A 5,487-nucleotide genomic window follows, 5' to 3' on the forward strand; every position below is an offset into this window, starting at 1 on the left:
GGTCGTCGGCCACCATCAACACGGCCCCGCGACCGGACGCAACCCGGTCCCATGCTCATGGCAAACCAGTGGTCCCATCACCCTGGCAGGCGACACGGGGGGTGCGCGGCGCGTTGGTCCACTGCCAGATGAGCTGCTCGCGCAGCAACGGCCACGAGGTCCGGTCAGTCATCGGTTGCCCTCCAGGACGAGGAGACATTTTCGACGACCGCGCAGGTCCAAGCCAGCCGTCGCCCTGTCCTGGCTCCGCACCCAACCCGCCATCGCCGCCCCTATCGCCAGCGCACGCACCGTCGACCGACTCTCGGCCCTGCTCGCGTCCACCGAACTGACCCTCACCTCCGCCGAGGTAGCCCAACTCACCGCCGCGTCCCTCCGGTGAACCCGTCCCCGCAACGCCCGAAAGCACCCGCGAGCCGACGCTCCTTCCGGCCACGAATCGGCTACCTGATCCTGGCGACTCTCGCCTTTCCGGTCGTATTCGGTTGTGGCGCACTACTACTGATCATTTTCCTGGGCCCGCATCCCACCGACGGCTCCAGCCCACCCAGCCAGCCCTCGATCCAGGTCAGCCAATCCACCACCCCGCCCGACCTGCCCACCCGCCACCCCTGCTACCCATTTCAACCGGAATGCTGAGATTCAGGCGAGGTCGGCGATCTTGTCGGTGTTGAGGATGAGACGGATCGTGTGAATGCGGTCGCCATATCAAACATCCAGTCACAACAAACTGACTCGTCGCCAATTAGGTCGACGCAGCCTCCGAGCCGTCCGCACTGCGCCCCGGATTGCTGGGCTGGGTTACAGAACCGCGCGAGGTACTGGCGGGCGGCTGGCTGGATACCGCGCCCCGGGATTGCCAGGGGTGCTTCTTCTGTTGGTTGGAGTGCCCCTGCTGCGGGAAGCCTGCGGCTCCGCTCGGCACAGGGACCTTCCGGTGTACCGGGTTGGGACGCTGCGCCTTCGGCGGTGAGACGACCGGTGATGTTGTCCGATCGTCTGAATCGGGTGTTTCCTCCGGTTCCTCGACCGGTTTATGAGCAGCGGCGGGTTTGTGAGTGGCCGGATGATGGGTGGCGGCGTGTTTGTGGGTGGTCGCCGGCTTGTGTTTTGCGGACCCGGGGTGGTGCGGCGTGCTGTGGTGCGGCGGCTTCGGCTTTTCGGGCGGCTTGCCGGGCAGGTTTGCCGGGGCCTTCGGGTCGCGCTCGGTGGGCAGCGGCAGGCCCGCAGCCAGACCATGGAAGGTTCGCTCGTAGCTCGTCACGGCGTCGATCACTGTGGCCAGTACGTCGCTGAGCCGCCGGTAGATGTAGTCCTGGGTCTCCTTCGTCAGCGGTGGCCACGTGAGGTCGTCTTTGCGCCCGGACCGTGGGCCGATCTGCTCGAGCTCTCCCTTGAGAGTATCGACCGCATTCTTGATGGTCTTGAACTGTGCGGTCTTCTCCAGGTCCGCCTTATGGGCGGCGTCCTGGTATTTCTTGTCGATATTCGCCCAGTCCGCTGCCTGCTGCAGTTTCGACGCGAGATCCTGCTGGTAGCTGGTCAGCGCGGCACCAGACAGACCCTGGGCTGCCCCTGCTTCGAATTCGGCTCGAAGATCCGCCTCGCTCTTGGCCTTCAACGTGTTCTTGACAAAGGGAACGACGATGGGGTTGTCGCCGCCCATCATGTCCACCAGAGTCTGCAGATGCCAGGAGGTTTCGCTGATGGATGCCGCGAGTGGATCGTCCGGTTTGACGTTCACCGGCACCGGCAGAATCGTGTCCCACTTGCCGGTGTGATGGGATGCGTCTTCCGGTTTAGCGAGGCCGCCGTTTAGGGTCAGAGGGCCGAGATCGATGGACCCGATCAGCTTGCCACTGCTGGGGTTCGTGTTGTCCCAAAACAGCAGCCGGCCGTCGTCGCTGAGCTGTACCGAGCGAGGGCGTCGATCCTCGCTGAGTAACTCACCTTTGGTGCCGTTGTGGTCGCCGCTCCAGTTCGAGCCCGCCGCCCAGACCGCGTTCTTGGCGGTGGCATCCGCGGCACTGGGGTAAACAACCAGGTTCCCGTCGTTCTGGAACCGAAGTACCGGGCGGGCGTTCGGGTGCGCGGGGTCGGGTGCGACCCTCTTCGCGGACAGTGAGGAGGCGTTACCGCCCGGCCCGGCGATGACCACCTGGCCGTTGTGCTCGAAGGTCAGCCGGTAGAGGCCGTTCTTCGACACCAGCGAATCGCCGGGGTACAGGTCGGACAGGCCGGCCTGGGCATCCTGCTGGTTATCGGTGTTGGTCAGCGTGTCGCCGGAATTAGGGGAATAGATGTCCTGATCCGGGACCGGGGGAGGAGGTTGCAAGGGGCCACCACCGACCGCCGCGCCACTCATGGTTCCGACGCTCCGGAGGCGCGCACCCGATCGGCGCCACCGTGGTCCGCACAGATGAAGGCGTCGGCCGTCGCGTAACAATTGTCGGCGGAATCGACCCACCCGTCCGCCAGCCCGTGTATTCCGGGGTGACGGGCATCGACCCAGTACTGCTGCATACGGGCGCTCAGGGCCTGGCCGGCCGCACCCATTGCCTTCCCATTATGGTCGAGCTGTGCCGGCGGCTCTGCCCACTCACGCAGGCCGGCCGCATGGTTGTGATTGTGGCCTCCCATCCTTCGCCACCAGTCGGGGTCGGCATTCATCGATTCCGCCATGCTGCCTCCTACGGTCCGAGAGGTGTTCGACGTCAAGAGGTTCGAGCTCTTCCGTTCCGAACCGAAGAAACGATATGGCAGGTGACGAGCATCGACCTCACCACATATGGGAAGCCGTTGATCCGCGCCAGCTCGGATCAACGCGGATCCGCACTGCTTCCGACCGGGCCGTCCAACGTCGGCACCACAGCACGATGAAGATTGAATCGAAACCGGGGGTAAACGCTTGAGCGCTGAAGGCGCAGGGAACCTCAGTGCCGGATATCGCGAAGATTCTCGGATGCTCCCGAGCGACTGTCTACCGGTACTTGTCCGAGCAGTCGCTTCCGGCGGAGTTGATTTCCCTCCCAGGCGCACTACCCGGAGCGGGATTCAATGGCCTTACGGATGAGCAGGGGCCGCATCGCCGAGTACCGCTTGCTCAGCCAATGCTTTGAAGTTCTTCTCATAGAGCATCAGCTCGCGAGGCTGCGTGATCGTCAGTTCAGCGGTGATGGTTTCGACCAATACCCGCTTGCGCTCAAACATGCAGAAGTTCGATATGGGCACCCTGAACTCGGCTTCCGATGGGACGATTCCCAGTACGACGCGAGGCAACGTCATCGCGATTAGCCTCGATCTTTCGCCGGGCCGTCGGCCTGGCTTGATCGGTTTCGGATTGGTGTCCGGCCGCTGATCAGCGGCCGGTGGGCAACACAGGGTAGCCCGGTCAGCGGGTGGCTGCCGGGTTCCACGGGCCCGGATGGGGAGTCCTTTCGGTGATCGTCGGGGTGGTTTGTGCTGGTCAGTCGGGCCGCAGGCGGTCCAGGACCGTCAAGAGCAGACCGGTGCCGCGGTGGTGCCGTGACAGGCGCAGATGGACGCGGCGGGCGTGGTGCGCGAGCTTGGCCGGTATCGAGAACAGTTGCAGGCGCAGTGTTTTCGGTTCCCAGCGGCGAGCCCGATGATCGTGCAAGCAGATAGTCTGCAGCCAGGCGGTCAGATCCAGGGCGAGCGCGACGATCGCGACCCAGATCCGGTTCGCGTCAAAGGATTTGAACGGCAGGTTGCGTAGCCCGGTGTCTTTCGCGGCGCGGATGCGGTCCTCGCAACGGGCTCGCTGACGGTGGCGAAGTTCCAGGTCCGGGAGCTGACCGCGGCGGGTGAAGGTGCGCGAACGCGGTCAACCTGAGGCCATCGACGTCGGTGAACCGCAACTGCGCACCGGGATGCGGACGCTCCTTGCGCACGATCAGCCGCATGTCGTGCGGCCAGTCGGTCAACTCGAGCATGCCGGTGACCTCGGCGACCCACGCGCCGTCGCGGACCTCACCCTCGGCGTTGTAAGCCGGGGTCCACACCTTTTTCGGGATCATATTCACCGCCTCGACGATGGTGTCGGTGAGGGTGAACCCGAGCGAGTACTGCACCCGCCGGGCAGTGCAGTAGTCCACGAAATCATGGGTGCCGCCCCCGGAGTCGGTGCGCACCAGCACTTTCGGTCCGACCCGATAGCCCGGTCGCCACGGCAGTTGTGCCAATGCGGCGGCGAGGACCTTCTTGTGGTCGGCGGCGGTGTTGGCACCGGCATTGCCCGGGCGCAGCAGCTCGGCGACGGGTTCGCCGGTGCCATCGCCACCGTGATCGGCGAACGCCAGCAGCGGGTGAAAGCCGAAGCCCTTCTTGAAAGTCGGTGCTGCGCATTCTTTTTCCGAATGCGCGTCGAGCAGGGTGGCATCCAGGTCGATGGCCAGCGGGTTCCCGGCGGTGATCGCGTGGTCCGGGGCCCGCTCACCGGCAGCCCGCCAGGCTTGCGCCCGGGCCCCCGCCCGCGCGGAAGCGATGGCGGCCAACGCTTTCGGTGCCTCGGCAGCCAGCGTGGCGATCAGCCGCCACACCGTCGGGTCCGACGCCACCGCCCCGAACACGCCGGGTTCGCCGCGCAGCAACGCCACATCGGCGGCGCAATCACCGCCGACGGCGACCGTCACCGCCAGATCCAGCAGAATCTTTCCCGGATCATGAATGGCCAGCGGCTTCCGCCACGGCGCGAGGACCTGCGACAACGCCCGGTCCAGCCCCACCGTCGCCGCGGTACGCAGCAGCGCGACCGCGCCGGCCTGCGACACCACCTGCGATCCGTCCCCGTCAACTTTCAGCGACGGGTACCACCCCGTAGCCTCCCTCACCAGAAAGGTGCTCCTCAAACCGCCATATTCGATCCTCAGCAAATCGAATTATCGCAGCTCAGAGCACCTTTCGCCATTTCGGAACGCCGCCAACGCACACTGGCGTGATTGGCCGAGGTTAGAAGTCGATCGAGTTGACCCAGCATGATGTCATCGTTGCCGACCGTGGTGTGTAGAACCTGCTCAGCCACAACGAAGTTGAACCGATGATTACCTCGGTACAACACCTGCTGGCGTTCCATTCGGGCAGCTAACAGAGGCTCCAGGTCTTCGCGGGAGTTGTGGAAGAAGTCCAGCGCACGACTGAGGACGGCTTCCGCGTACGCGGGCGTCTGGAGAAGTCCAGGCACCAAAAACGGCTCGTACCATCGCATCAGACTGGTCTGTGATTCCCAGACGATCGATCGGCGTTGTCGGTGCGGGAGTCGCATCCGTTTATCTCGATATAGGCGGCCTGCAAGTTGCGAAGCGCCGCAATCAGATCGGCTGTCTGAGCCTCGGCACCACACGAGCTGCACCAAGCCTGAATGTCTCGTTCACTGGGGGTCAAGTCCCGGGGAGTGGTGTAGCTGGGGTGGTCACCGCGTGATCCGAAATATCGGTCAGGCGGTGAGTTCTGCTGGTGCGGTCTCCTCCT

Annotated in this window: 7 protein-coding genes and 1 pseudogene; 3 read left to right on the forward strand and 5 right to left on the reverse strand. The window is 64.6% G+C overall.

The window, feature by feature from the left end:
• Positions 1-175 precede the first annotated feature (175 nt).
• Together ACIRRA_RS45275 and ACIRRA_RS45280 are read left to right on the forward strand one after the other, a co-directional pair.
• Entirely contained in the window at positions 176-382 is a 207-nt protein-coding gene (locus ACIRRA_RS45275) for an aldo/keto reductase (protein WP_402782114.1), read from the forward strand.
• Complete coding sequence (locus ACIRRA_RS45280) at positions 379-639, forward strand: hypothetical protein (protein WP_402782117.1); 261 nt, start codon at positions 379-381, stop codon at positions 637-639. The genes ACIRRA_RS45275 and ACIRRA_RS45280 overlap by 4 nt, the downstream gene beginning before the upstream one ends.
• A 106-nt stretch (positions 640-745) precedes the next feature.
• Here ACIRRA_RS45280 and ACIRRA_RS45285 read toward each other — a convergent pair whose 3' ends face one another.
• Positions 746-2,365, reverse strand: coding sequence for a hypothetical protein (locus tag ACIRRA_RS45285; protein WP_402782120.1), 1,620 nt, complete (start codon positions 2,363-2,365; stop codon positions 746-748).
• Positions 2,362-2,682 (reverse strand): hypothetical protein, encoded by a 321-nt coding sequence (locus ACIRRA_RS45290; RefSeq protein WP_402782123.1) that lies wholly within the window; start codon positions 2,680-2,682, stop codon positions 2,362-2,364. Before ACIRRA_RS45290 ends, ACIRRA_RS45285 begins: the two co-directional genes overlap by 4 nt.
• Positions 2,683-2,915: 233 nt before the next feature.
• Here ACIRRA_RS45290 and ACIRRA_RS45295 point away from each other — a divergent pair, with 233 nt between their 5' ends.
• Positions 2,916-3,119 (forward strand): helix-turn-helix domain-containing protein, encoded by a 204-nt coding sequence (locus ACIRRA_RS45295; protein ID WP_402782132.1) that lies wholly within the window; start codon positions 2,916-2,918, stop codon positions 3,117-3,119.
• Here the strand turns inward: ACIRRA_RS45295 and ACIRRA_RS45300 are convergent.
• The 3 genes and pseudogenes from ACIRRA_RS45300 to ACIRRA_RS45310 all read right to left on the reverse strand — a co-directional run bounded on the left by ACIRRA_RS45300 (position 3,064) and on the right by ACIRRA_RS45310 (position 5,281).
• Positions 3,064-3,285: a hypothetical protein gene (locus ACIRRA_RS45300; protein ID WP_402782126.1), complete on the reverse strand. Its 222-nt coding sequence runs from the start codon at positions 3,283-3,285 to the stop codon at positions 3,064-3,066. The two genes, ACIRRA_RS45295 and ACIRRA_RS45300, sit on opposite strands and share 56 nt — an antisense overlap.
• 181 nt (positions 3,286-3,466) lie before the next feature.
• Positions 3,467-4,850 (reverse strand): annotated as a pseudogene (locus ACIRRA_RS45305) (IS1380 family transposase).
• A 35-nt stretch (positions 4,851-4,885) separates the two neighbouring features.
• The gene (locus tag ACIRRA_RS45310; protein ID WP_402782129.1) at positions 4,886-5,281 is read right to left on the reverse strand and encodes a Scr1 family TA system antitoxin-like transcriptional regulator; all 396 of its coding nucleotides are present in this window, start codon (positions 5,279-5,281) and stop codon (positions 4,886-4,888) included.
• Positions 5,282-5,487 lie beyond the last annotated feature (206 nt).

Source organism: Nocardia sp. NPDC101769, assembly GCF_044766925.1.
In the GTDB taxonomy this organism is placed as follows: domain Bacteria; phylum Actinomycetota; class Actinomycetes; order Mycobacteriales; family Mycobacteriaceae; genus Nocardia.